The following is a 25,983-nucleotide window of genomic DNA, read 5'->3' as shown; positions in this document are numbered from 1 at the left end:
TGTCCTCCAGATCTCGTGGTCTATCGGGTCGGTGGTTCGGACGGGGTCACCGGGGCGCCCGCAGGATGCCGTTGACGGCCCGGCTGATCTCGGCCGCGTTCCGCGGCCAGTACATCTCGTTGTGGGCGCAGGCGATGTCGACCCGCTGCACACGGCCGTCGACGTGCTCCTGCCAGAGCACGTCGAGTTCCGCCTCCAGCTGCCGCTTGTCGTGGGTCTCCGGGTCCAGGAGCGCGTTGAAGAAGACGACGTCGCCGCGGAACCGCGGGGAGGTGAACCGGCGCATCTGCTCCATCTGCCCGATGAAGATCGAGGAGGCGGTGGCGACCAGCGACGGGTACTCCTCCATCCCCGCGAGGTGCCCCATGTAGTTGGCCAGGAAGCGGCGGACCATGGACTCGTCCAGGGCCTCCAGGTCGGCGAAGTGGCCGGAGGGCGCCGCGTCCAGCAGGGCCAGGAACGCCACCTCGTGCCCGCGGCGCTGGAGTTCGGCCGCCATGGCGTGCGCCAGGGTGCCGCCGAAGGACCAGCCCAGCAGGTGGTACGGGCCGCTCGGCTGGACCCGGAGCACCTGGCCGAGGTAGTCCTCGACCATCTCCTCGATGGAGCCGGCCGGCGGGGTGGTCCCGTCGAAGCCGCGCGCCTGGATGCCGTAGAGCGGCCAGGACGGGTCCACATGGCGGGCGAAGCCCAGATAGGGCCAGCTGAGCCCGCCTCCCGGGTGCAGCCACCACAGCGGGGGCCGCCGGCCCTCGGTGCGGATCGGCAGCAGGACGGCGAACGGGTCCTCGAAGACCGCATCGGTGCCGGCGGACAGCCGCGGCGCCAGTTCGGCCACGGTCGGGTACTGGAACACCGTGCGGATCGGGACGTCGACACCCAGCTTCTCGTGAATCCGCCAGACGAGGCGGGTCAGCCGCAGGGAGTGGCCGCCGCAGGCGAAGAAGTCGTCGTCGATGCCGATCCGGTCCATGCCCAGCACCTCGGCGAAGAGCGCCGCCAGTTCCTCCTCGCGCGGGGTGCGCGGGGCCCGGTAGCCGCCGCCGGCCGGGTCCGGGTCGGGCAGCGCGGCACGGTCCACCTTGCCGTTCTCGGTCAGCGGCAGCCGGTCGAGGACCACGATGTCGCCGGGCATCATGAACTCGGGGAGCCGGCCGGCGAGCCGCTCGCGCAGCACGGAGGGCAGCCGGGAGACGCGGCGCGAGACCGCGGGCACGTTCGCCGCCCGGGCCGAGGGGGTTTCGGCGGGCCGGTAGACGCCGTCGCAGCAGACGGCGCCGACGTCGGGCAGGACGGCCGCCTCGAAGCAGTCACCCGCCTGCGCAGACCAGGTGCAGTACACCGCGAGCCCGCGCCGGGCGCCCCATTCCTCCAGTTCCGCGGGGTCGAGGGTGCCGCCCGGCTCGGCGGTGGCACCCCACTCGGCCGCCTCGCCGGCCAGGCGGGCGTTGGGAATCCGGGTGAGGCGCAGCCGGCCGCCGTGCCGGGCCAACGCGGCCTCCAGGCCGGCCAGTTCGCGTACCTCCCCTCCCCAGGCCGCCTCGGGCAGGTCGCGCAGGTCCAGCGGTCTGGCCGGCGCCTTGTGCAGCACCACCTCGTAGCGGTGCCGGGTCAGCTCGTTGCGGTGGGTGCCCTGTTTGAGGCGGATGTCGGCCGCGACGGCGTCCGGCCGGTGCTCCGCCCAGCGGGTGAAGAAGCCCGGGTCGACGACGAGTTCCTTCTCGCCGAGGACCGCGCGTTCGACCGCTGCCCGCACCGCGGCGGGGCCGTCGCCGGGCTGCCGGCAGCGGTGCACCGCGGCGGCGAACGCGCGCAGGGTGCGGTGGTTGCGGACGTCGCCGACCACGACGCGTCCGCCGGGTGCGAGCCGGTCCATCGCCAGGTCGAGCACCCGGGTGAGGTAGCCGGCGTCCGGGAAGTACTGCACGACCGAGTTGAGGATCACCGTGTCGAAGTGCCCGGCGGGCAGGCCCTCGGGGTCGTCGGCGGGCTGGCAGCGCACCGTCACCCTGCCCGCCAGCCGCCGGTCGGCACCGGTCTGGGCGCGCAGCCGTTCGACGACGGGCGCCGAGAAGTCGGTTCCCCAGTACTCCTCGGCCTCCGGGGCGAGCGGGCCGAGCAGCAGTCCGGAGCCGACACCGATCTCCAGCACCCGGCGCGGCCCGAAGGCGCGCACCCGCCGCAGCACGGCCTCGCGCCAGGCCCGCATCTCCGGCAGCGGGACGGGGCTGCCGGTGTAGGAGCTGTTCCAGCCGGTGAAGTCCTCGCCCAGCTCGCCGGTGTCGACCTCCGTCCCGCCGTACATGGTGTCGTAGACCTCCCGCCACTCGCCGACCTGCTCGGCGGCGTCGCGGTCGTCCGCGGCGGAGCCGTCGGGCACCACGTAGGCGGCCATGCGGCGTTCGCCGAGCCGGTCCCGGCGCACGGCGACCACCGCGTTCGCCACCCCGTCCTGTTCGCGCAGCACCGACTCCAGCTCGCCCGGCTCGACGCGGTGGCCGCGCAGCTTGATCTGGTCGTCGCTGCGGGTGACGTACTCGAGGCGGCCGGACGTGTTCCAGCGCACCAGGTCGCCGGTGCGGTACATGCGGGCTCCGGGCGGACCGGACGGGTCGGGGACGAAGCGGGCGGCGGTCGGGCCCGGCCTTCCCGCGTAGCCGCGGGCCACGCCGTCGCCGCCGATGTACAGCTCGCCCACCACTCCGGGCGGCACCGGCCGCAGCCGGCCGTCGAGGACCAGGAGCCTGCTGCCGTCCATCGGGGTGCCGATGGGCAGCGGGTCGGTGCACCGGGCGACGGAGGCCACCCGGTACCGGGTGGCGAACGTGGTGGTCTCGGTGGGGCCGTACCCGTTGACCACGGTGATGCCGGGGCAGGCGCCGAGGACCGCGCGGACGGCGGTCGGCGAGAGGACGTCGCCGCCCGCCCACACCTCCCGTACGGCGCCGAAGCACTCGGCGTGCTGTTCGGCCATCACGGCGAACAGTCCGGCGGTCAGCCACAGCCCGGTCACCTCCCGCTCGGTGATCACCCGGGCGAGTTCCGCGGTGTCCGGGCGGCCGGCGCGGGCCACCACGGCCGTGCCGCCGCCGAGCAGCGGCACCCACATCTCGTAGGTCGACGCGTCGAACGTGTGCGGTGAGTGGACGAGGACGCGGCGGTGGGCTCCGGTGCCGAAGCAGCCGTCGAGCGCCAGGTCCGCCACGTTCCGGTGGGTCACCTCCACCCCCTTGGGGCGGCCGGTCGAACCGGAGGTGTACATCACGTAGGCGACGGCGTCCGGGCCCACTCCCCCGCTCCCGGGCGGCGAGTCGGGCAGCCCGTCGAGGTCCTCGTCGCCGAGGCCCTGGTCCACGGTGACGGCCGGGTCCAGGTCCGTGAGCAGGAAGCCGATGCGCTCGGGCGGGTGGGTGGGGTCGACCGGCACATAGGCGGCGCCCGTCTTGAGGACGCCGAGGACGGCGGCGACCAGCAGCGGCGAGCGCTCCAGCACGAGCGCGACGCGGCTGTGCGGGCGGGCGCCGCGGGCCGCGAAGTGGTGGGCGAGGCGGTTGGCCCAGCGGTCCAGTTCGGCGTAGGACCACGCGAGTGCGCCGTCCGCGGAGACCAGCGCGGTCGCGTCCGGGGTCGCGCGGGCCGCCGCGGCGAACCGCTCGTGGAGGGTGCCCGCCGCGGACCGGGCGCCCCGGCCCGCACCGCCCCAGCGGGTCAGGGCCGCGTGCTCGTCCTCGGTGAGGACGCCGACCGCCTCGATGGGCGTGTCCGGCGCGGCGACCACCTGGCGCAGGAAGTGCAGCCAGCGGTCGAGCAGCGAGGTGACCGTACCGGCGTCGAACAGTTCGGCCGCGTACTCGGCGAAGCCCTCGATGCGCGCCGGCGCCCCGTCCTCGTCCAGCTCGGTGACGCTGATGAACAGGTCGAAGCGGGAGGTGCCCGGGGAGAACGGCTCCTCGGTCACGGTCAGGTCCGGCAGGTCGAACGCCGGGCGCGCGTTGTTCTGGAGCGCCAGGCAGACCTGGAACAGCGGGTGGTGGGCGGGCGAGCGCACCGGGTTGAGGACCTCGACCAGGTGCTCGAACGGGATGTCCTGGTGGTCGTAGGCGGCGAGGCTGCTCTCGCGGACGCGGCCGACGAGTTCGGCGAAGGACGGGTCGCCGGAGGTGTCGGCGCGCAGCACCCATGTGTTGACGAAGAAGCCGACCAGCCCGTTGAGCGCCTCGTCGGTGCGTCCGGCGATGGGCGAGCCGATGGGGACGTCCGTGCCCGCGCCGAGCCTGGTGAGGAGCGCGGCCAGGGCCGCCTGGAGCACCATCGACACCGTGGCGCCCGTCTCCCGGGCCAGCCGGCGCACACCGTCGGTGAGTTGCGGGTCGAGGGCGAGCGGCACCACGTCGCCGGCGTACGAGGCGACGGCCGGGCGGGACCGGTCGGCGGGCGGGGTGACCGTCTCGGGCAGGCCGGCCAGCCGCGTCGTCCAGTAGTCCAGCTGCCGCCGGTAGAGGCTGCCCGGGGCGTCACCCCGGCCCAGCAGTTCCCGCTGCCAGAGCGTGTAGTCGCCGTACTGCACGGGCAGCGGCTCCCAGTCGGGCGCCCGGCCGGTACGGCGGGCCCGGTACGCGGCGGTGAGGTCCCGGGCGAGCGGGAGGGCCGACCAGCCGTCGGCGGCGATGTGGTGGGCGCCGATCAGGAACACCGCCTCCCGCTCGCCGGTCCGCAGCAGCCAGGACCGCAGGGGGATCTCGGCGGTCAGGTCGAACGGGCGGCGCGCCGCCGCCCGCAGCGCGTCGGGCAGCCCGGCCTCGGTGACCCGGCGCTCCTCCCACGGGACCTCGATCGCGGCCGGTTCCAGAACCCGCTGGTACGGCTCGCCGTCCGCCTCGCCGAAGACGGTGCGCAGCGACTCGTGCCGCACGACGACGTCGTGCAGGGCGCGGCGCAGTGCGGCCGCGTCGAGTTCGCCGCGCATCCGCAGGGCCAGCGCGACGTTGTACGTCGCCGAGGGGCCCTCGAAGCGGTGGATGAACCACAGCCGCCGCTGGGCGTAGGACAGCGGCAGCCGCTCCGGCCTGGCCCGGGGCCCGAGCGGTGGGCGGACGGTGCCCGGAGTGGTGAGGTGGGCGGCCAGTTCGGCGGCGGTGGGCGACTGGAAGACGACCCGGATGGGGATCTCCACGCCGTGCACGGCGCGGATGCGGCTGACCAGCCGGGTGGCCAGCAGCGAATGGCCGCCGGCGGTGAAGAAGTTGTCGTCCACGCCGACCCGGTCCAGCCCGAGCACCGCGGCGAACAGGGCGCAGAGCGACTCCTCCTCCGGGGTGGAGGGGGCCCGGCCGCCGCTGCCGGCCGCGTAGTCGGGGGCGGGCAGGGCGCGCCGGTCGGGCTTGCCGTTGTCGGTGAGGGGCACGGCGGCTATGGGCACGATCGCGGCCGGGACCATGTACTCGGGCAGGCTGTCCCGGAGGTGGGTGCGCAGGTCGGGCAGCAGCGCGGTGACGGCCGCGGCGGTCGCGGGGTCGTTGGCCGCGGGGTCGTTGGCCGCGGCGCGTTCGTCCGTGCCGGGGAGGTAGGTGCCGGCCAGGTCGGTGCCGGCCGCCGGGCCGTCGCGGAGGAGGATGACGTCGAGCAGGTCGACCGCGCGGGCCGACCAGGTCGGCACCGCGCCCCAGCCGTGGCCCGCGGCCCACGCGGTGATCCCGGCGGGGTCGAGCGGCGGCTGCTGCGGTGCCGCGGAGTCGTCGGTGCCCAGGGCGCGGGCGGCCGCGGCCTCCCCGGTCAGGCGGGCGTTCGGGACGCCGGTGACGCGTACCGCCGGTTCGGTCAGGTCGCGCATCCGGGCGGCGAGCAGGTCGAGGTCGCCCTCCCAGGCCAGGACGGGGACGCCGTCGACCCGGCGCGGCCCGCCCGCCGCTCCGGTGCCGGGCTTGTGCAGCACCACCTCGTAGCGGTACCGGGTCAGCTCGTTGTGGAAGGCGCCGTCCTTGGTGCGGACGTCGACGCCGGCCGCGGCGGTCCGCTGCGACCAGCGCGCGAACCACTCGGGATCGACCACCAGTTCCTTCTCCAGCAGCACGGCCTGGTCCACGGCGGTCCGCAGGACGTCCGGTGCCGCGTCCGGGTGCCTGGCCCGCTGGACGCCCGTCTGGAGCGTGCGCAGGGAGCACGCCCGCCGGACGTCGCCGACGACGATCCGGCCGCCCGGTGCCAGCAGTTCCCAGGCACCGTCCAGGACCCGGGCGAGATACCGCTCGCCGGGGAAGTACTGCACGACCGAGTTGAGCACCACGGTGTCGAAGTACCCAGCGGGCAGGCCGGTGAAGTCGTCGGCGGGCCGGCAGCTCAGGCGGACCCGGTCGGCCAGGCCTGCCCGGGCTGCCCGGTCGCGGAGCCGGTCGGTCGCGACCCGGGAGAGGTCGGTGGCCCAGTACTCCTCGACCCGGCCGGCGGTGTGCGCGAGCAGGAGGCCGGTGCCGGCTCCGATTTCGAGGACGCGCTTCGGGGACCGGCACAGGACCCGTCGCACGGCGGCGTCGCGCCAGGCGCGCATCTCGTCGAGCGGGATGGGCTCACCGGTGTGGGAGCTGTTCCAGCCGGTGAAGTCCTCGCCGAAGGCGTCCTCCCGGTCGTGGGAGTACGCCTGGTCGTAGACCTCCCGCCACTCCCCCACCCGGTCGCCGGGACCGCCGGCGGACTCCAGGGCGGCGGTGTCCGGGACGACGTAGGCGACCAGCCGCACGTCGCCGGGCCGGTCCTCGCGGGTGGTGACGATGGCCTGGCGGGCCGCCGGGTGGCGGAGCAGGACGTGCTCGACCTCGCCGGGCTCGACGCGGAACCCGCGTAGCTTCACCTGGTTGTCGGCGCGGCCGAGGAAGCAGATGTTGCCGTCCGGGAAGTAGCAGGCGCGGTCGCCGGTGCGGTAGAGGCGATCGCCCTCGCGCGCGCTGAACGGGTCGCGTACGAAGCGTTCGGCGGTCAGTTCGGGCCGGTTGACGTAGCCGGTGCAGAGGCAGTCCCCGCCGATGTACAGGTCGCCCTCGACGCCCACGGGGCACGGCTCCATGTCCTCGTCGAGGATGTGGTAGCGGGCGTTGTCGATCGGGCGGCCGTAGGGGATGCTGCGCCAGGCGGGGTCGGTCTCCCGGACGCGGAAGTAGTTGGACCACACCGTCGCCTCGGTGGCGCCGCCGAGGCTGACGATCTCCGCTCCGGTGAACACCCGGCGGACCTCGCCGGGCAGGGACAGCGGGGTGTAGTCGCCGGAGAGGAACACCAGCCGGAGGTCGCCGGTGCCCTCGGCTCCGCTGCCCTCGGGTCCGGTGCCCTCGAACCCGTCGCCCTCGGGTCCGTCGCCCGTGGCGGGTCCGGTGCCCTCGGGTCCGTCGCCCTCGGGTCCGTCGCCCGTGGCGGGTCCGGTGCCCGTGGCCGTCCCGGGGAGCAGGGAGGCGACCTGGTTCAGGGTGGTGGGCACCGAGTCCCAGAAGGTGATCGGCTCGGTGAGCAGGACGTCGAGCAGCAGCCGCGGATCGCGCTGCTGGGCGGCGTCCGCGATGTAGACGCCGCCGCCGCAGCCGAGGAGGCCGAAGATGTCGAAGACGGAGAGGTCGAAGCCCAGCGAGGTCACGCACAGGGCGACGTCGTCGGGGCCGAACGCGAAGGTGCGGTAGCACCAGTTCAGCAGGTTGTGCACCGGGCGGTGGGTGACCGCGACGCCCTTGGGCTTCCCGGTGCTGCCGGAGGTGAAGATGATGTACGCGGTGCTGTCCGGGCCCCCGGCCGGCTCCGGGTCGTGGTCGGCGCCGGGCAGCCGGGCGCCGGTGAGCCCGCCGAGCCCGCCGAGTTCGACGAGTTCGACGCCGTCCGGCACGTCCCAGCGCTCGGTGTCCGGTGTGGAGAGCACCAGGGCGCACCCGGCGTCGGCGAGCATGCCGGCCACCCGTTCGGCGGGGAGCGCCGGTTCGAGCGGCAGATAGGCGCCGCCCGCCTTGAGCACGCCCAGTACGGCGGCGACCATGGCCGGTCCGCGCCGGACGCCGACGCCGACGACGGTCTCCCGGACGACACCGCGCCCCTTGAGGTCCCAGGCGATCCGGTTCGCCCACCGGTTCAGCTCGCCGTAGGCCATGGTGCCGCCGGCCCAGCGCAGCGCGATCGCGTCCGGGCGGCGTGCGGCCTGCTCCTCGAAGAGCAGATGGACCGGTCCCGGACAGGGGAACGCCCGGGCGGTGTCGTTCCACTCGACGAGGATCTTCCGGCGCTCGGCGGCGTCGAGCCGCTCCCGGGCCCCGTCCCCGCCCTCGTCCGGCCCTCCGGCCGAGGTGGCCGGGTCGGCCACGACCTCCTCGACGACCGCCGTGAACCGGGCCGCGATCTCCTCCACCGTGGCGCGGTCGAAGAGGTCGGTGGCGTACTCGATCTCGCCCCCGACCGAGCCGGTGGACTCGTCGGGGGCCAGGTTGAAGAACAGGTCGAACTTCGCGCTGCCGGTGGGAAGCGGTTCCATGGTGACCGCGATCCCCGGCAGGTCCAGGTGCGGAGCGGTGTTGTTCTGCCACGCGAACACCACCTGGAACAGGGGGTGGTGCGCGGTCGAGCGTTCCGGGCGCAGCGACTCCACGAGCCGCTCGAACGGCACGTCCTGGTTGTCGTAGGCGGCCAGTGCCTTCCGCCGGACCTGTTCCAGCACCCGGTCGAAGGACCGCTCGGCCGTCAGCCGCACCCGCAGCGTCCAGGTGTTGACGAAGAAGCCCACCAGGTCGTTCAGCGCCTCGTCGGTGCGGCCCGCGATCGGCGAGCCGAGGGTCACGTCCCTGCCTCCTCCCAGCCGGTGCAGCAACACCACCAGCGCGGCCTGCAGCACCATCGACACGGTCACACCGCGGGTACGGGCGAGCCGCTGCACCTCGGCGAACAGTCCGGCCGGCAGCCCGGCCGGCACCGACTCGCCCCGGAAGCCGGCCACCGCCGGACGCGGCCGGTCCAGGGGCAGGGGCAGGGGCCGGGAGACACCCGCCAGTTCCTCCCGCCAGTAGGCGGTCTGCACCGCGAGCACACTGCCCGGATCGTCCTCGTCGCCGAGCATCTCCCGCTGCCACAGGGCGTAGTCCGAGTACTGCACGGGCAGTTCGGACCAGTCCGGTGCCGCGCCGGACACCCGCGCCCGGTAGGCCGCCGACACGTCGCGTGCCAGCGGCGCCAGCGACCCGCCGTCGCCCGCGATGTGGTGGATCACCAGGACCAGCACGAACTCCTCGTCACCGGTTTGCAGGACGCACCCGCGCAGCGGTACGTCGGCCGAGAGGTCGAAATGGCTGCCGGTCACCGAGGCCACCACTCCCGGTACCCGGTCGGGGGCCACCCGCCCCCAGTCCTTCCAGGGCGGTTCGATGCCGGCGGGGTCGAGAACGCGCTGGAAGGGCTGGCCGTCGACCTCCTCGTAGACCGTTCGCAGGACCTCGTGGCGCTCCATCACGTCCTGGAAGGCTCCCCGCAGGGCGGCCGTGTCGAGCGGGCCGCGGAATCGCAGGAGGAGCGGGATGTTGTAGGTGGAGGAGGGGCCTTCGAAGCGGTTGACGAACCACATCCGCCGCTGCGCGTACGACAGGGGAATCATGGTGTTTCCTACCTTCCGGTCATTCTCCGCAGCGGCTTTCGGGAAGTGGCCGACATCTCGGCCCAGCGGCCGTCCAGTCCGGCGACGGTGGGGGCGGTGAAGAGGGTCCGCATGGGGATCTCCACGCCCAGCTCCGCGCGCACCCGGGCCACCAGCCTGGTGGCCAGGAGCGAATGCCCGCCCAGGACGAAGAAGTCGTCGTCGAGGCCGACCCGTTCAGCCCCCAGGACCTCGGCGAACAGCGCGCACAGGGCCTTCTCCCGGGGGGTGCGGGGAGCACGGTGCACGTCCCCTCCGGATTCCGGCCGGGGCAGCGCGAGGCGGTCGAGCTTGCCGTTCGGCGTCAGCGGCAGTTCCTCGAGCACCACGAAAGCGGCGGGGACCATGTAGCCCGGGAGCCGCTCCCCCACCGCCTCCCGCAGCGCTTCCGCGCCCGGCGGCTCGGTGCCGGCCTCCGGCACCACGTAGGCCACCAGCCTCCGGTCGCCGGGCCGGTCCTCGCGGGCGACGGCGACGGCCCGGCGGACCGCGGGGTGGCGGGTCAGGGTCTGCTCGATCTCGGCCGGTTCGATCCGGAAGCCGCGGAGTTTGATCTGGTGGTCGGACCGGCCGAGGTACTGCACCTCTCCGGAGTCCGTCCAGCGGGCGAGGTCCCCGCTGCGGTACATCCGCGTGCCGGGCGGCCCGAACGGGCAGGCCACGAAGCGCTCCGCGGTCAGCCCCGGCCGGCCGTGGTAGCCGCGGGCCAGGCCCTCGCCGGCGATCCAGAGGTCGCCGGTCGCGCCGGGCGGCACCGGGCGCAGTGTGCGGTCCAGGACGAGGATCCGGGTTCCCGCGACGGGACCGCCGACGGAGGGAGGCATGCCGCGGGTGCCGGGGACCAGGCGGGCGGCGGTGGCGTAGACGGTGGTCTCGGTGGGACCGTAGAGGTTGGTGACCTCGGCGGCGTGCTCGCACAGGGTCTCGGCGAGGGCCGGCGGCAGGGCCTCTCCGGTGGAGATCACCCGCAGCCCGGTCAGGCAGGCCGGCACATGGGCGGCCAGGGTCTCCCAGAGCGCGGGGGTGGCCTGCATGACGGTGATTCCGGACCGCTCGACGAGGTCGAGCAGGGCCGAGGGCTGGGTGATGTCCTCCCTGCCCGCCAGCACCACCCGGGCACCGGTCGTCAGGGGCAGGAAGAGTTCCAGCGCCGCGATGTCGAACGCGACGGTGGCGCAGGCCAGCAGCCGGTCTTCCGGCGTCAGGGTGAAACGATCCTGCATCGCGGTCAGCAGGGTCGCCAGGGAGCCGTGCCGGACCACGACGCCCTTGGGGGTCCCGGTGGAGCCGGAGGTGTAGACGGTGTACGCGGCGTGGTCGGCGCCGACGGCGACACGCGGGCCGCGGACGGGGTGGGGGGATCCGGCCGACAGGTCGACCCCGGCCAGCCGCTCCTCGTCGAGGACCAGCACCGGTGCGCAGTCCTCGACCACGGCCCGCACCCGGGCCGCCGGATAGTCCGGGTCCACCGGAACATAGCCGCCGCCCGCCTTCCACACCGCCAGCAGGGCCACCACCAGGTCAGCCGAGCGGGGCAGCAGCACCACGACCCGCGACTCCGGGCCCACCCCCTGCCCGGCCAGCCAGTGCGCCAGCCGGCCGGACCGCTCGTCCAGCTCCCGGTAGGTCAGACGCCGCCCGCGGAACTCGACGCAGACCGCGTCCGGCGCCGCCGCCGCCCGAACCGCGACGAGTTCGGGAACGGTCCGCTCGGGCGGCGGGACCGCGGTGTCGTTCCAGCCGTGCAGCACCTGTTCGCGCTCGGCACCGGACAGCACGTCGATCGCGCCGACGGTGGTGTGCGGATCGGCGGCCATCTGCCGCAGCACCCGCACCAGCCGGCCGGCGGCCGCCTCCACGGCGGTCCGCTCGAAGACGTCCCGCCGGTACTGGAAGGAGATCCGCAGCAGCGGGTCGGCCGCCGCGATCACGGTCAGCGGGTAGTGCGGCGGGGCGTACGGGCGGATGCCGGTCACGGCCAGGTCCGCCGACGGGCGGCCGGACCGGTCGACGGGGAACGACTCGAACACCACGAGCGTGTCGAACAGGGCGCTCAGACCGGTCGCCCGCTGGATGTCCGCGAGCCCGAGATGGTGATGGTCCAGCATGCCCGCCTGGGCGTCCTGGAGCCGCCCGAGCAGTTCCCGGACCCCGTCGCCCGGCGCACACCGCACCCGTACCGGCACCGTGTTGATGAAGAGGCCGATCGTCGAGTCCGCTCCCGGCAGCCCCGCGGGCCGCCCCGCGACCGTGGCGCCGAACAGCACGTCCTCACGGCCGGTCAGCTGCGCCAGCACCACCGCCCAGGCGCCCTGCACCAGGGTGTTGGGGGTGACGCCCCACTCCGCGGCCCGGCGCGCCAGCCGGGCGGCGTCCTCGCCGGCCAGCGCCGCGTCGACCTGATCGCTGCCGCCCGCCGGGCGGGCCGCCGGCAGGGTGGGCGCCGGCCGGGTGGGCGCCAGAAGCGTGGGCTCCGCCACCCCGGCCAGCTCCCCGGCCCACGCCCGGGCGGAGCGTGCCCTGTCCTGCCGCGACAGCCAGCTCAGGAAGTCCCGGTAGCCGTGCGGGGCTGCCGGTGCGCCGTCGTGGCCCCCGGCGGCGTAGAGGTCCATCAGTTCGCGCCCGATCAGGGGCACCGACCAGCCGTCGAACAGCGCGTGGTGCGCGGTGAGGGCCAGTTCGGCGCGTCCGGGCCCGAGCGTGACGAGGGTGAGGCGCAGCAGCGGCGGACTGTCGGGGCGGAAGCGGGTGTCCCGCTCCTCCGCGAGGATCTCCGCCAGCCGCGCCCCGGCGCCGGACCGGCCGGTGAGGTCCACCTCCCGCCAGGGGAGCGGGAGGTCCTCCACGACGATCTGCACGGGCTCGCCGGTGGCGCCCGGCAGGAACGCGACCCGCAGGTTCGGGTGCCGTCGGAGCAGGGCGCGGGCCGCGGCCCGCAGGCGCGTAGCGTCCAGCGGGCCTTCGAGCCGGAACACGAACTGCGTCTGGTACGCCTCGGACGCGGACCGCGCGAGCATCGTGTGGTACAGCAGGCCGTGTTGCAGCGGGGTGAGCGGCCATACGTCGCCGACCCGCCCGAAGCGCCGCTCCCAGCCGTCCAGTTCGTCCTGGCGGACGCTCACCAGCGGCACGTCGGACGGGGCCAGCCCGTGCCCGCCGGCCGCGACCAGGCCCTGCAACCCGCGCAGGGCGTCGCACCAGGTGCCGGCGAGGGCGCGGACCTCGCCGGAGGTCAGCACTCCGGTGGCGAAGGTGAACAGGGCGGTGAGCCGGGCGCCGCCGCCGGTGCCGGTCACCAGCGAGTTCAGTTCGAGCGCGCAGGGGGCCGGCATGTCCGCCGCGGGTGCGGCGACCAGTTCGGCGCATTCGGGCGCCGGGGTCCATCCGGAGCCGCCGTCCCGGTCCGGGCCGGGCGCCGGCCCGGGACGTTCGAAGGAGAAGCGGCCCAGGAAGTTGAAGCCGATCTCGTCCGCCGGGTACGGGCGCAGCAGCGCCGCGGTCTCGTCGTTGACGTACCGCAGCAGTGTGTAGCCGATGCCGCCCTCGGGCAGGGCGCGGCGCTGCTCCTTCACCCTCCGCAGGGCGTCGCCCGCGGCGGCCCCGCCCGCGATCGCGGCGTCGACGTCGATCCCGGAGACGTCGAACCGGACGGGGGTGACCGTGGTGAACCATCCGGCCGTGCGGGACAGGTCCGCGCCCGGGACCAACTCCTCCTGCCGGCCGTGCCCCTCCAGCCGTACGACCGTGGCGCCGTCGGTGACGCCTCGCCGCCGCCGGGCCAGTGCGAGGACGAGGGCGGTGAGCAGTACGTCGTCCGCGCCGCTGCGGTAGGCCGCCGGTACGGAGGTCAGGACGGCCTCGGTGAGGTCGGCCGGGAGTTCCACGCGCACGGTGCCGGTGGTGGCGGTCAGGTCCCGCCGGGGGTCGAGCGGCCGGGAGCCGACCGGGGCGACGGGCGGGGTGAGCAGCTCGCGCCACAGCGGCACCTCCGCGGCGCGTCCGGGCCGGGCCGCCTCGTCCGCCAGGGCCCGCAGCCAGCGGCGCAGGGAGGTCCCCACCGGGGGCAGTTCGGGCGTCCGGCCGTCCCGGACCCGGGACCAGGCCGCGGCCAGGTCGGGCAGCAGCACCCGCCAGGACAGCCCGTCGACGGCCAGGTGGTGGGCCGCGACCAGCAGCCGCCCGGGTCCGCCGGGGGCGTCGAACCAGACCAGCCGGAGCATCCGGCCGGCCCGGGCGTCGATGTGCCGTACGGCGTCGGCGGCCTCGGCGCGGAGCAGGGTCCCCCAGTCCTCACCGTCCCAGTCCCCGGGGCAGCCGACCCGTTTGACCAGTGCGGCGGGGTCCGGGGTGCCGGGCGGCGGCACCAGCAGGCCGTCGTCCGTGAGCCGGGAGCGCAGCACGTCGTGCCGGTCGAGGACGGCGCGCAGGGTCGCGGTGAGACCGGGGAGGTGCACCCCCGCGGGCAGTTCCAGCACCAGCCACTGTGCGAGCCGGTCCAGACCGGGGCCGCGCTCGGCGTGCAGCCGGGCCATCGGGGGGAGTGGCAGCGGACCGGTCCCGCCGCCGTCGAGTTCGGCGAGGGGCGCCGGGGCGGTGTCGCGGACCGCGGCCCGGGCGAGCGCGGCGACGGTGCGGCACTCGAACACGGCGCGCGGGCTGAGCGCGAGGCCGCCGGCGCGGGCGCGGGCCACCACCTGGATCGCCCGGATGCTGTCGCCCCCGAGGGTGAAGAAGTCGTCGTCGGCGCCGATCCGGCCCAGGCCGAGCACCTCGGCGAACGCGGCGGCCAGCAGGCGCTCCCCACCGGTCCGGGGCGGCCGGTGGGCGCGCCCGGCGAACTCCGGCTCGGGCAGCCCGGCCCGGTCCAGTTTGCCGTTGGCGGTCAGCGGCAGCCGGTCGAGTGCGACGAAGGCGGCGGGCACCAGGTGGGCGGGCAGCCGGGCCGCGGCGAAGCCGCGCAGCCCGGCGACGTCGAGACCGGCGTGCAGGTCCCACTCCGTGCCGCCGCGGGTGTCCGGGACGACGTAGGCGAAGAGCTGCAGGGCCCCGTCGGCGCCCCGGCCGGGCCGGGCGACGACGGCCGCCCGCAGCACTCCCGGGTGGTCGGTCAGGGCGGCCTCGATCTCCTGCGGTTCGACCCGGAAGCCGCGGATCTTGACCTGGTCGTCGGCGCGGCCGGCGAACTCCAGCTCGCCGCCGGCGTTCCAGCGGGCCAGGTCGCCGGTCCGGTACATGCGCCGCCCGGGCGGGCCGAACGGGCAGGCCACGAAGCGCTCCGCGGTCAGGGCCGGGCGGCCGTGGTAGCCCCGGGCGAGTCCGGCGCCCTCGATGTAGAGGTCGCCGAAGACCCCGGGGGGAAGCGGCCGGAGCCGGTCGTCGAGGACGTACAGCGCGGTGTTCCAGATCGGGGCGCCGATCGGTATCGTGCGCGCGCCGGGCCGGTACTGCCAGGCGGTGACGTCCACGGCCGCCTCCGTCGGGCCGTACAGGTTGTGCAGCGGCACCCCGAAGAGCCGGTGGAACCGCGCCGCCAGCCCGGCGGGGAGCGCCTCGCCGCTGCAGAGGACGCGGCGCAGAGCGGTGGCGGCGGCGGCCGTCTCCTCGGTGGCGAACTCGGCCAGCATCGAGGGGACGAAGTGCACGGTCGTGACGCCGGCCCGCCGGATCAGCCCGGCGAGGTAGCCCGGGTCGCGGTGCCCGTCCGGCGGTGCCACCACGAGGGTGGCGCCGGTGGTCAGAGGCCAGAAGAACTCCCAGACGGACACGTCGAACGAGGCGGAGGTCTTCTGGAGGACCCGGTCGGAGCCGTCCAGCCGGTAGCGGTCCTGCATCCAGCGCAGCCGGTTGACGATCGCGGCGTGCGTGACGACGGCGCCCTTGGGCCGCCCGGTCGATCCCGACGTGTAGATCATGTACGCCGGGTGCCCGGTGTGGTGCGGGGCGACCGGGACGGGAGCGTCGGTGACCGGGAGTTCGTCGAGCGTGATCAGGGGGACGCCGGTGCGCGGCAGCCGGTCCGCGGTGTCCTTGACGGTGAGCAGCAGCGCCGGCCCGGCGTCGGCGAGCATGTACGCGACCCGGGCGGCCGGGTAGTCCGGGTCGACGGGCACATAGGCGGCGCCCGCCCTGAGCACCGCGACCAGGGCGACGACCAGTTCCGGGGAGCGGGGTACGGCCACCGCGACGAACCGCTCGGGCCCGGCACCGCGCTCGCGGAGCAGCGCGGCGAGCCGGCCGGCGCGCTCGTCCAGCTCCCGGTAGGTCAGCCGGGTGTCCTCGAAAACCACCGCGACGGCGTCCGGGGTGGCGCGGGCCTGCCGGACGAGCAGTTCGGCCAGGGTCGCGGGCGGCGGGGCCACCGCGGGCCCGGCGTACGCGGTGAGCAGCGCGCGGCGTTCGGCGGCACCGAGCACCGACACGTCCCCGACCGGGGTGCGCGGGTCGGCCAGGGCCGCGCGCAGGAAGGTCACGAACCGGCCGGCGAGCCCGGCGACGTCCTGGTCGTCGTACTCCGCCCGCGGCGCGTCGAAGCGGACGTACAGGTCGCTGCAGGGTCCGCCGTCGGTGTAGACGCAGACCATGACCTCGTCGATCACGCCGAAGGTACCGCCTGCGAAACGGGCGCGGGCACCCGCGAGATCGAGCGCCTCGACGGAGGGGAGCACGTTGACGACCGCGCCGAACGGGCTGCGTACGTCGCCGGCGTGGCCGGTGGCCCGTTTGATCAGGGAGATGTCGTGCCGGGAGTGCCGCAGGACGCGGCGGCGTTCCCGGCCGAGCGACTCTGCCAGCTCCACGAAGTCGGCCTGGGGGTCCACCCGCGCTCGCAGCGGTACGCGGTTGGAGAGCAGGCCCGGGGAGCGGCGCAGGGCGCCGACCCGGTGGTTGACGGTGATGGTGAGCAGCGGCTCGGAGGGACCGCACAGGTGGCGCAGGAAGGCGGTGGCGGCCGAGGCGACGAGGTCGGGCAGCGCCGTCCCGGCCGCCTCGGCGGCGTGTTCCCAGGCGGCGAGTTCACCGGCCGGGACCGTCGCGGTGCGGGTGGCCATTCCCTGCGGTGCGGTGAGCCCGTCCCAGTACCCCGGCCCGCCGGCGGGGCCGTCGGGATCGGGGCGGACGCCGGTGGGCAGCCGGGCGGCGGGCAGTTCGCCGGCGAGGTAGTCCCGCCAGAACCGCTCGGCGTCGGCGAAACGTTTCGACACCCGGTAGGCGGCGTCCTTTCCGGCCGCGTCCGCGGGCGGGTTCGGGGCGCCCCCGGGCAGCGCGGAACCCGCGTGCAGCGCGCGGTAGATCTCGGCGATCCGCCCGGACAGCAGGGTGAGGACGCCGAACGCGTCGGTGAGGATGTGGTGGAAGACCAGCACGAGCAGATGGCGCCCGGGGCCCGTGCGGATCGTGCCGATCCGCCAGAGGGCTTCCCCGGCCAGGTCGAACGGCCGGCGCACCAGGCCGGCGACGATCTCGCGGGCCGCGTCCGCGGGGTCGGCGGCCCCGCCGACGTCGAGGCGGAACGGCTCCCACCCCGCCGGGTCCCGGGGGACCGTCCGCAGCCCGTCGTCGTCCCGGCGGAAGTTCACCGTCAGCGCGCCCGCCTCCGCCACGGCCGCCCGGAGCGCCTCCGCGAGCAGGGCGGTGTCCAGGTCGCCGTCGACGTCCCAGAGGGTGGCGACGTTGTTCGGTACGTCCGAAGCGAGTTCCTGCGCCAGCCACATGGCCTCCTGCGCGGTCGTGGCGCCGTTGCAACCCATCAGGCCTTCCCTCCGGTTAGACGGTGGTTCCAGGTCAACGGCCACTCACGGTGCCGATGCTTGCCGCGGCCACAGGGCTGATCAACGGGGATGAAAGATGTTGGCCAGAGATCCGAACAGAATTCGGCCACCCCCGAAGCCCGCGGGCCGGACCCCGCGGCCCGGCCGCGGTCGGCCCGCCGCGCCGTTCCCGAGCACGTCCGCGGACCACGTGTCCCCGCTTTCCCGCACGCCTCCTCCGCCTCCCGCCGACATGACCGGAAACACACGCCGGACGGATCGCCGCCACCGGACGCCGCGGGGCCGCACCGGACCACCGCCGGGACCCGGGACCCGGCACCGGGCCCCGGCGGGCGCCCGGCGACGGGACAGCCCTCAGCGCGGCTCCCCGGGCACCGTGCCGCCGGCCCCGCCCGCGCTGGTCCGGAGCACCTCGGCGACGGTGAGTTCGTAGGCGGAGTACCAGCGTTCCCGCCCCAGCCGCTGCGCCCCCCGGTGCCCGGGGTCGGCACGCCACCTCTCCAGGGTCTCCGCGTCCCGCCACAGCATGACCGTGAGGCGTTCGCCGTCCTCCCCGGTGTAGTGCCTGACCTCCACCGGGTCGGAGTCGGTGACGGCCCGGAGCCGCTCCTGCAACCGCTCCTCGGTGGCGTAGTACTCCTCGCCCGCCTCCTCGGAGAGGCGCGACGTGAACAGGATCACGAACATCCGGTGTCCTCCAGGGTGGCTGTGTCCGGGACGAGGGATCGGGTGCAGGCGCTCAACCGGTCGTCGGACGCCGAGACCAGCGCGGTGCCGTGCCGTTCGAGCAGGTCCGCCGCGAGCCGGTCCAGACGCCGCTCGTCGCGCAGTACGGAGGCATAGCCCTCCTCGGTGAAGGCGCACCGCTCGTACAGCGGAACGAACCGGTCGGGGAAGAGGGCCGTCAGCCGCCCGCGCAGCACGTCCACGGCGGTCTCCGCGCGGCGCGGGTCGGCCATGGTGAAGTAGTGCCGGTAGGAGAGCCGGGAGATCGCGTCGGCGTCCTCGATCCGGGACTTCTCGTAGGCGGCCAGGCCCGCCGCCAGGCCCGCTGCCCGGCCCGCTGCGGCGCCGAGGCAGCCGGCGAGGACCCGGGCGTCCTCGAAGCCGCAGTTCATGCCGTGTCCCATGAAGGGCGCCATCGCATGGCAGGCGTCGCCGAGCAGCGCGAAGGTGTCCTGCCAGACCCACCGGTCGCAGCGGACGGCCGTCAGGGTCGAGACCGCCTTGACGGCGAGCTGCTCCGCGATGTCGGGGACGGCCCCGGTCAGCTCCGGGAAGTGGGCGGCGAACATCCCGTACAGGTCCCGTCCGCCGGCGGCCGCGGCGTAGGAGGGGGCCGGGCCCTCGCGGCGCATGAACAGCGAACCGGAGAACCTCCCCGACGGCAGGGGGTGCGCGGCGAACATCGCCCTACCGCTGGGCCAGTAGTGCGTCATGGCCCCGTCCAGCCGGCCGCCCGGCACGTCGATCTCCTGGTAGGCCAGGTCCAGCGTGCGCACCTCGGCCCGGGTGCCGCGCGCCACCAGGGCGGCCCGGGCGGCGGAGTGCGCGCCGTCGCAGCCCAGGACCCGGCGGCACGTCAGCCGGTACCGCCCGTGCCGGTCCTCCACCAGTACCGCGGGTTCGTCCAGGTCCACCGAGCGCACGCGCTGCCCGAAGCGGATGCGGACACCCGGGGCCGCCTCCGCCGCGTCCAGCAGGATGCGGTGCAGCCGCTCGCGCTCCACCGCCCAGATGGGCCGGCCGTCCCGGCTGTAGGGGGTGAACCGCGTCCGGCCGTCCGGCAGATGCCCGCGGCGGCCGTGCAGGGGGACGCAGATCCCGCGCACCGCGTCCGCGACGCCGAGGTCGGACAGGGCGCGCCAGCCGCGCGCCGACAGCATCACGACGAGCGACCGGCCCTGTCCGCCGGGCGCCCGCCGCGGATCCTCCCGCTTCTCCAGCAGGGTGACCGGTCCGAAGCGGGGCGCGAGGTAGAGCGCCGTGACCGCGCCCACCGGGCCGGCCCCCACGACGACGGTCTCCGGGTCCCCTTCCGTTTCCGTGCGGCGGGTGCCGTTCCCGTCCGCGGCGTCACGGCCGCTCATCCGTCCTCCCCGAGCCGGTGGTTCCGCCGCCGGGTACGCGCCCGCCCCGCCGGCTGCCCGAGTTCCGCCAGGACCGCGCCGCCCGCCTCCCCGGTGCTCAGGGACCCGCCGAGATCGGCGGTGACCCGGCCCGCCGCCACGGCCGCGGCGACCGCCCGGCGGACCGCGTCCGCCTCCTCGGCCCGCCCCAGGTGCTCGGCCAGCAGCGCCACGGAGAGGATCGCGCCGAGCGGGTTCGCGGTGCCGGTACCCGCGATGTCCGGGGCGCTGCCGTGCACGGGCTCGAACAGCCCCTGCCCGGTCGCGGGGTTGAGGTTCGCCGACGCGGCCATGCCGATGCCCCCGGCGAGCGCGGCGGCGAGGTCGCTCAGGATGTCGCCGTACGAGTTGCTGGTGACGATGACGTCGAAGGCGGCCGGATCGGTGGCCAGCCGCATCGCGGCAGTGTCCACGTAGAGGTGGGACGCCTCGACGTGCGGATACCGCGCGACCGCCTCGCTCCAGCAGCGCTGCCACAGCCGTCCGCCGTTGCGCACCGCGTTCGCCTTGTCCACCAGGCACACCGACCTGCGCGCCACGGAGAAGGCGAACTCCAGCACGCGTGAAACGCCCCGACGGGTGTTCAGGTCCACGTCGATGGCGATCTCGTGGGGGGTCCCGGCGCGCGAGCCGCCGCCGATGCCGCTGTAGAGCCCCTCCGTGTTCTCCCTGACGATCACGCAGTCGACCGCCCGACGCGCCGGGTCGCGCAGCGGGCTGAGCCTGTCGTGCCAGAGCCTGGCGGGCCGGTAGTTGACATAGACGTCGAGTTCGGCGCGCAGGGTGGTCAGCACGCCGCGCACATACCCGGTGCCGCTGAGCCGGGGATCCCCGACCGCGCCGAGGAGCGTCGCCCCGCTGCGCCGGACCCGGTCGAGGTCGTCCCCGGTCATGGCCGCCCCGGTGCGCAGATACGTCCGCGCGTTGACGTGGTCCAGGACGTCGGTCCGCACACCCAGGCCGAGGGCGTCCAGGACGTCCAGCGCCGGCCCGACCACCTCCGGGCCGATGCCGTCCCCGGGAATCACGGCGACGGTGGTCACGGCCGCCTCACGCCCGGCCCTGGCCGAGCACGTCCGCGACCAGTCCCCCGACGTCACGGGTCAGATGGAAGTGCCCGCCCGGCCGCACGGTCCGGGTGAACCCGCCGGAGGTGACGCGCGCCCAGCCGGCCAGCCGCTCCACGTCCACCAGCGGGTCGCCCACGCCGTGGTAGCAGCGCACCGGGCAGGACAGCGGACGGGTGCCGGGGCGGGGCCGGTACTCCGCGTGGGTCCGCAGGTCCGAGCGGAGCGTGGGCAGGAGGAGTTCGCGCAGCTCGGCGTTGTCGGCGACGGCGGGCTCGATGCCGCCCAGCGCGCACAGCGTCGCCCAGAACTCGTCGTCGGGCGCCAGGTGGACACCGCTGTCGCTCATCTCCCCGGGCGGCAGCGCGGCGGACACGCACAGCGCCAGGGGCTCCTCACCGGCGTCCCGCAGCAGCAGGGCGGTCTCGTAGGCGACCAGCGCGCCGAGGCTGTGCCCGAACAGCACCCGGCGGGCCGGCGGGAGCCGCAGCAGCTCCGCCGCGGCGCAGCCGGCCATCGCGGCCACGTCGTCCACCGGCGGTTCCGCGAAGCGGTCGCCGCGGCCCGGGTACTGCACGGCCGTGAGCGACACGTCGGAGGGCACCGCGGCGGACCACCCGCCGAAGGTGGTCGCGGAGCCCCCGGAGTGGGGGAAGCAGCACACCGCAAGCGCGTCGGGGCGGTCGACGGCGTTCAGCGACCGCACCCAGCTGCGTTCCCGTATCCGGCTCATCGTCTCCGCCCTTCTCGTCGGCCGTCCGTCGTCGCGCCCGTCCCATGCTTTCCGCTCGCCGCGGATTCGCCGGGCGCACGACAGATGTCGGCAAGAGATCGCGGGGCGAAGTGCCGCGGCGAAGACGATGCGGGAGGGACGACCACACGGGAGGAAGGGACCCGGCGGACGCGCCGCAGCCGATGGCGGCCCACCGCCGTACACCGGCACCGGCTCACCGCCGTACGCGGACGCCGGCGCCCACCGCCGCAGCTGCTTTCCGCTCGCCGCGGATTCGCCGGGCGCACGACAGATGTCGGCAAGAGATCGCGGGGCGAAGTGCCGCGGCGAAGACGATGCGGGAGGGACGACCACACGGGAGGAAGGGACCCGGCGGGCGCACCGCAGCCGATGGCGGCCCACCGCCGTACACCGGCACCGGCTCACCGCCGTACGCGGACGCCGGCGCCCACCGCCGCAGCCGGACACCGGCCCGCCGCCGCGCCCGGCGGTCCGCGCCCGGCTCCTGCCGAAAGGGAACACGACCATGCTCGACGGATTTGTGCCCTGGCCCGAACACCTCGCGGCCGACCTGCGGCGAACGGGGATCTGGCTCGGCCGGCCGATCGGCGACCTGCTGCACGAGTCGTGCGCCCGCAACGCCGATCGGGTGGCCGTGGTCTGCGGCGGGCACAGGACGACCTACGCGGAGCTGTCCCGGCGGGCGGACCGGCTGGCCGGCGGGCTGATCGGGCTGGGTGTCAGGCCCCTGGACCGGGTGGTCGTGCACCTGCCCAACATCCCGGAGTTCGTCGTCCTGGTCTTCGCGCTGCTGCGGGCCGGAGCCGTCCCGGTGCTGGCGCTGCCCGGACACCGCAAGGCCGAGATCGAGCATCTGTGCGCGCACTCGGGTGCGGTGGCCTACGTGGTGAAGGACGAGTTCGGCGGGTTCGACTTCCGCACTGTCGCCCGGGAGATCACACCGGGCCCTCGGGTCCTCGTCAGCGGTGACGCCCAGGAGTTCACCGCACTGGAGTCGCTGGGCGCCGACGGCGTCCCCCTGCCCCCGGTGGACCCGTCCGGCCCCGCGCTGTTCCTGCTCTCCGGGGGCACCACCGGGCTGCCGAAGCTGATCCCGCGGACCCACGACGACTACGGGTACGTCATGCGGGCCACCGCGGAGGCGATGCGGGTCGGCCGGGACGTGGTCTATCTCGCCGTCAACCCCGTCGCGCACCAGGCCGCCCTGGCCTGCCCGGGGGTGCTCGGCAGTCTCCTGCTCGGCGGCAGGGCCGTCCTCACCTCCAGCGTGCGGCCCGACGAGGTGTTCCCGCTGATGCACCGCGAGGAAGTCACGGTGACCACGGTCGTGCCCTCGGTGCTGCGACTGTGGGCCGACTCCGGACGACCGCCCGGAGATCTCTCCCGCCTGCTGATCCAGGTGGGCAGCGCCCCGCTCGACCCGGACCTGGCCGGCCGCGCGGGCCGGGTCCTGGGCTGCCGGATCCAGCGGTGGTACGGCATCAGCGAGGGGCTGCTGACCCACACCAGGCTCGACGACCCGGAAGAGGTAGCCGTGAACACGGACGGCCGCCCCATGTCGAAGGAGGACGAGATCCGGATCGTCGACGGGTCCGGGAACCCGGTGCCCGACGGGGAGGCGGGCGAGATGCAGGTCCGGGGCCCGTACACGATCCGCGGGTACTACCGGGCCCCCGAGGAGAACGCCCGCTCCTTCACCCGGGACGGCTTCTTCCGCACCGGCGACCTGGTCCGGCGCAGACCGGACGGCAACATCACGATCGTCGGAAGGATCAAGGACGTCATCAACCGGGCCGGCGAGAAGGTCTCGGCGGAGGAGGTGGAGCGGCAGCTGCGCACCCACCCCGCCGTACAGGACGCGGCCGTGATAGGCGTGGCGGACACCGTGCTCGGCGAGCGGACGTACGCCTTCGTCGTCCTCACCGAGGCGGGCATCCGTCCGGCCGCCGTGAAGGAGTACCTCCGGGGACGCGGCATAGCCACCTACAAGATCCCCGACCGCCTGGTCCCGGTGCCGCGGCTGCCGCGCACACCGATGGGCAAGGTCGACAAGAAGGCGCTGCGCGCGCTGGCCGCCGCGTCGGCGCGATGACGACGGCCGGGGCGGGCGGGTTCCGCACCAGGGGTTCCCGGGGCGGGTCCCGGGCTGGTCCCGGGGCGGGTTCCCGGGCTGGTCCCGGAGCGGGTTCCCGGGCTGGTCCCGGAGCGGGGCCCGAACCGGGGGCGGGGTTCCCGCCCGCTCACCACCGACCGGTGCGAGCGTGCCCACGTGCCGGCGTGCCGGTCTGCCCACGTGCCGGTCTGCCCGCGTGCCCGCGCGGTGGCATCCCCCCGGAGTCGACTCCGGGGGGCTTCTGGTGCGCGTGCCCGCGTGCCCGCGCGGCGGCATACCGGTGCACGCGCGCCGCGCCTGGTGCCGGGGCCGGGTCAGGCCGGGCGGGCAGGCGGCCGGGCGGGCAGAGGGGCAGACGGGCGGTCCCTCAGAGCGGAGTCAGTGCCGTGGCCGTCGCCCTCGCGAGGTGCCCGAGCAGGGCCGCGACGCCCGGCGGGTCCGGTGGCTCCCCGTGGACGGCGGCGCTGACCACCCTCTCGTGCCCCGGCAGGCGTACCGGCCTGACAGCGGGGTTGAGCTGGGCCGCCAGCGCCAGGCCGGGCAGTGCCGTGACGCCCAGCCCGGCGGCGACGAGGGCTTGGACGGCGACGTAGTCGTCGGTGGTGAAGGCGATGTCAGGGGTGAAGCCGGCGGCCTCGCAGCAGCGCACCAGGTGGGTGCGGCACCGTTCGCACCCGGTGATCCACCGCCGGGCGGCGTGGTCGCCGATCCGGTCGCCCGGCAGGCCGGCCGGGGTCACGAGGTAGATGGGTTCGGTGAGCAGGGGCGTCCGGCGCAGCCCGTCGTCGGCGGGTGGTGCGCCGGAGTAGCTGAACAGCAGGGCGATGTCGACCTCGCCCGAACGCAGCAGCCGCGCCGCGTCGGGCGGTTCGGCCTCGGTGAAGCGCAGTTCGACGTCGGGGTGGGCGGCGGCGAAGGCGGCCGCGGCCCGGGGGACGAACGTGCCCAGGGCCGAGGGGAACGCGGCCAGGCGTACCCGTCCGGCGTGCAGTCCGGCGTGGGCGGCGAGTTCGTCCTCGGCCGACTCCAGGCGCCCCAGGATCTCCTCGGCCCGCTCGGCCAGCATCCGGCCCGCATCGGTCAGCCGGACGCCGCGCCCCACTCGCTGGACGAGTCGGCTGCCCGTCTCGGCCTCCAGCCGGGCCAGATGGTGGCTGACCGACGGCTGCGCGTAGCCCAGGGCGCGGGCGGCGGCGGTGACCGAGCCATGGCGGGCGACCGCGGCGAGCACGCGCAGGCGGGTGACGTCGAGCATGGGGGAAACATATCAACGGGATTGATGGGTGCCCGCGAGAACTGGCATTGGACCGATGGGACGGCATGCCGGGACGATGGCGGCATGCCACAGCCTCCTGACTCACAACCTCGGGCCCCACAACCTCGGGCCCCACAACCTCCTGCCCCACAGCCTCCTGCCCCACAGCCTCCTGACTCACAGCCTCCTGCCCCTCGGCCTCCTGACTCACGACTTCCTGACTCACAGCCTCCTGCTCCACGGCCTCCCGCCTTCGCCGACATCCTCGCCGCCCGGGACCTGCTGGCCGGCCATCTGCCCGCGACGCCGATGTGGTCGTATCCCGTACTGGACGCGATGGCCGGCGCGACCGTCTACGTCAAACACGAGAACGTCCAGCCCGTCGGAGCGTTCAAGGTGCGCGGCGGGCTGACCCTGCTGGCCGGGCTGACGCCGGAGCAGCGCGCCCGCGGCCTGGTCACCTACTCCACCGGGAACCACGCGCAGTCGCTGGCCTACGCCTGCGCCGCCTTCGGCGCCTCCTGCACGGTGGTGATGCCGAGGACGGTCCCCGAGGCGAAGGCGCGGGCGGCCCGGGCGCTCGGCGCCGAGGTGGTCCTGCACGGCGCGGACATGGGCGCCGCGCAGGAGCGGGCCGAGCAACTGGCGGCCGGCGGCGGCCGGCAACTGGTCAGCCCCGGCGACACCCCGGCCCTGCTGGCCGGCGTCGGCACCCTGTATCTGGAGGTGTTCGCAGCCCGCCCCGACCTCGACGCGGTCGTGGTGCCCGTCGGCTCCGGCACCGGAGCCGCCGCGGCCTGCCTGGTCGCCGAGCAACTCGCCCCGAACTGCCGGGTGATCGCGGTGCAGTCGTCCGCGGCACCGGCGGCGCACGACTCGTGGCGGGACGGCGCCTGCGTCCGGCGCCCCGACCGGACCACCGTGGAGGGCCTGGCCACCGGGCGGGGCTTCACACTGCCGCAAGCCGTGATGCGCTCCGGGCTCGCCGGCTTCCACCTCGTCTCCGACCCGCAGATCGCCGCGGCGCAGCGGCTGCTCGCCGGCCATGCGCACACCCTCGCCGAAGGCGCCGGGGCCGCCGCCCTGGCCGCCGTGCTGGCCAGGCCGCAGGAGTTCGCCGGACAGCGCGTCGCCGTGGTCTGCACCGGCGGCAACGCCTCCGCCGGCGACATCGCCGCACTGGGCGACGGCACCGCACTGGGCGAGGGCGCGGCTCCGGCGCTCAGCCCGTGACCGGGGACGTCCGCCCG

Annotated in this window: 9 protein-coding genes; 2 read left to right on the top strand and 7 right to left on the bottom strand. The window is 75.2% G+C overall.

From position 1 onward, the window contains the following. Nucleotides 1-46: 46 nt before the first annotated feature. From DDQ41_RS25570 to DDQ41_RS31465, 6 genes are all read right to left on the bottom strand, one after another. Nucleotides 47-9,607: a non-ribosomal peptide synthetase gene (locus tag DDQ41_RS25570; protein ID WP_109296560.1), complete on the bottom strand. Its 9,561-nt coding sequence runs from the start codon at nucleotides 9,605-9,607 to the stop codon at nucleotides 47-49. A gap of 8 nt (nucleotides 9,608-9,615) precedes the next feature. Further along, nucleotides 9,616-17,394, bottom strand: a complete 7,779-nt coding sequence (locus DDQ41_RS25565; protein ID WP_109296559.1) for a non-ribosomal peptide synthetase — start codon at nucleotides 17,392-17,394, stop codon at nucleotides 9,616-9,618. Nucleotides 17,395-17,769: 375 nt separating this feature from the next. Beyond that, entirely contained in the window at nucleotides 17,770-18,102 is a 333-nt protein-coding gene (locus DDQ41_RS25560) for an antibiotic biosynthesis monooxygenase family protein (protein WP_109296558.1), read from the bottom strand. Continuing rightward, nucleotides 18,093-19,505 carry an FAD-dependent oxidoreductase gene (locus DDQ41_RS25555; RefSeq protein ID WP_109296557.1) on the bottom strand — a complete coding sequence of 471 codons (1,413 nt, stop codon included), beginning with the start codon at nucleotides 19,503-19,505 and terminating at the stop codon, nucleotides 18,093-18,095. Before DDQ41_RS25555 ends, DDQ41_RS25560 begins: the two co-directional genes overlap by 10 nt. After that, nucleotides 19,502-20,587, bottom strand: a complete 1,086-nt coding sequence (locus DDQ41_RS25550; RefSeq protein WP_109297943.1) for an isocitrate/isopropylmalate dehydrogenase family protein — start codon at nucleotides 20,585-20,587, stop codon at nucleotides 19,502-19,504. The genes DDQ41_RS25555 and DDQ41_RS25550 overlap by 4 nt, the downstream gene beginning before the upstream one ends. A gap of 7 nt (nucleotides 20,588-20,594) precedes the next feature. After that, a complete protein-coding gene (locus DDQ41_RS31465; RefSeq protein ID WP_162602739.1) occupies nucleotides 20,595-21,344 on the bottom strand; it encodes a thioesterase II family protein in 750 nt (249 codons plus the stop codon). Nucleotides 21,345-21,870: 526 nt separating this feature from the next. On the opposite strand from DDQ41_RS31465, the gene DDQ41_RS25540 reads away from it, so the two are divergent. Next, on the top strand, nucleotides 21,871-23,457 hold the full coding sequence (locus DDQ41_RS25540; RefSeq protein WP_109296555.1) for a (2,3-dihydroxybenzoyl)adenylate synthase: 1,587 nt from the start codon (nucleotides 21,871-21,873) through the stop codon (nucleotides 23,455-23,457). A gap of 388 nt (nucleotides 23,458-23,845) precedes the next feature. On the opposite strand, the gene DDQ41_RS25535 is transcribed toward DDQ41_RS25540, so the two are convergent. Then, entirely contained in the window at nucleotides 23,846-24,733 is an 888-nt protein-coding gene (locus tag DDQ41_RS25535; protein WP_109296554.1) for a LysR family transcriptional regulator, read from the bottom strand. 261 nt (nucleotides 24,734-24,994) lie between these two features. Here DDQ41_RS25535 and DDQ41_RS25530 point away from each other — a divergent pair, with 261 nt between their 5' ends. After that, complete coding sequence (locus tag DDQ41_RS25530) at nucleotides 24,995-25,966, top strand: threonine ammonia-lyase (protein WP_262508685.1); 972 nt, start codon at nucleotides 24,995-24,997, stop codon at nucleotides 25,964-25,966. The last annotated feature ends 17 nt before the right edge of the window (nucleotides 25,967-25,983 follow it).

The sequence above is a fragment of the Streptomyces spongiicola genome (assembly GCF_003122365.1).
Taxonomy (GTDB): domain Bacteria; phylum Actinomycetota; class Actinomycetes; order Streptomycetales; family Streptomycetaceae; genus Streptomyces; species Streptomyces spongiicola.
The sequence above is the reverse complement of the archived record's forward strand: the minus strand, read 5'-3'. Positions and strand labels throughout refer to the sequence as shown.